The organism is Streptomyces sp. ADI95-17 (genome assembly GCF_003846175.1).
GTDB classification, from domain to species: Bacteria; Actinomycetota; Actinomycetes; order Streptomycetales; family Streptomycetaceae; genus Streptomyces; species Streptomyces sanglieri.
Window position 1 is genome coordinate 38,829 of sequence record NZ_ML123048.1, and the last position, 1,172, is coordinate 40,000.

Genomic DNA, 1,172 nt, shown 5'->3' on the forward strand with positions numbered 1-1,172 from the left:
CGGGGTGCGGTGTAGGTGGTGGCGAGTTCGGGGCGGTGGTGGTCCGGCGCGGGAAGGGCCTTGGTGTCGACCTTTCCGTTGGGTGTCAGGGGCAGCTGATCGAGAGTGACGTAGGTACTGGGGACCATGTAGTCGGGCAGTTGCCGCTGGAGGTGGGTGCGGAGTCCGGACGCGTCGGGGGCGTGTCCCGGGATGGGCACGACGTAGGCGACCAGACGCTTGTCCCCGGGTGTGTCTTCGCGGGTGGTGACGGTGGTGGTGTGGATGTGGGGGTGGGTGTTCAGGGCGGCTTCGATCTCGCCGAGTTCGATGCGGTAGCCGCGCAGCTTGATCTGGTTGTCGATCCGGCCGATGAACTCAAGGGTGCCGTCGGGCCGCCATTTGACCAGGTCCCCGGTGTGGTAGGTCCGCGGATCGGGGTGTGGCGGGGCGAGGGGGTTGGTTGTGAAGCGCTGCCGGGTGAGGTCGGGGCGGTTGTGGTAGTGCCGGGCCAGACAGATACCGCCCAGCAGAGCGTGGCCGGGGACGCCGACGGGGGCGGGCTGGTTGTGGTGGTCGACGACGTAGGCGGTGGTGTTCGTGATCGGCCGGCCCAGCGTCGTGGTGCCTCCGTGCGGATCGGGTGCGGTCGTCAGGCTCATCACGTTCGCGACCGAGCCCTCGGTGGCCCCGTACTCGTTGCTGAACGTCGTCTGTGTGCTGCTGGCATCCAGCAGCCGGGCCACCAGCTGCGGGGCGAGATTCTCGCCGCCCGCCACGATGGTGGTGATGTGATGACGCGCACCACGGGTCTCCAGATGCGCGGCCAGGACCTCCAGATGAGACGGAGTCGCCTTGAGGAAACCGATCGGGATATCGGTGCAGATCAGATCGATCGCCGCATCGAACGCCGTCTGATCCGGTCCCGTGACAGGGATGGCCAACTGCTGGCCCTGGATCAGGGGCAGGAACAGCGCCGTGATCGTCAGATCGAACGTCACCGACGAATACAGAACCGAACCGATCCCACCCGGCACATGCACGGGATAGTTCTGATCACACCAGTGCAGATAATTCACCACACCCCGGTGCTCAAGAGCGACACCCTTCGGCCGGCCCGTCGAACCCGACGTATAGATCACATAGGCCAGATCGTCCGGAGAGGCCAGCGGCTCGGGATCGGAATCAGGACC

Annotated in this window: 1 protein-coding gene; it reads right to left on the minus strand. The window is 66.0% G+C overall.

Features of this window, described 5'->3' with window-relative positions; all coding sequences use genetic code 11:
* A partial coding sequence (locus EES42_RS23360; protein WP_164495325.1) for an amino acid adenylation domain-containing protein occupies positions 1-1,172 on the minus strand: 1,172 nt, incomplete at both ends.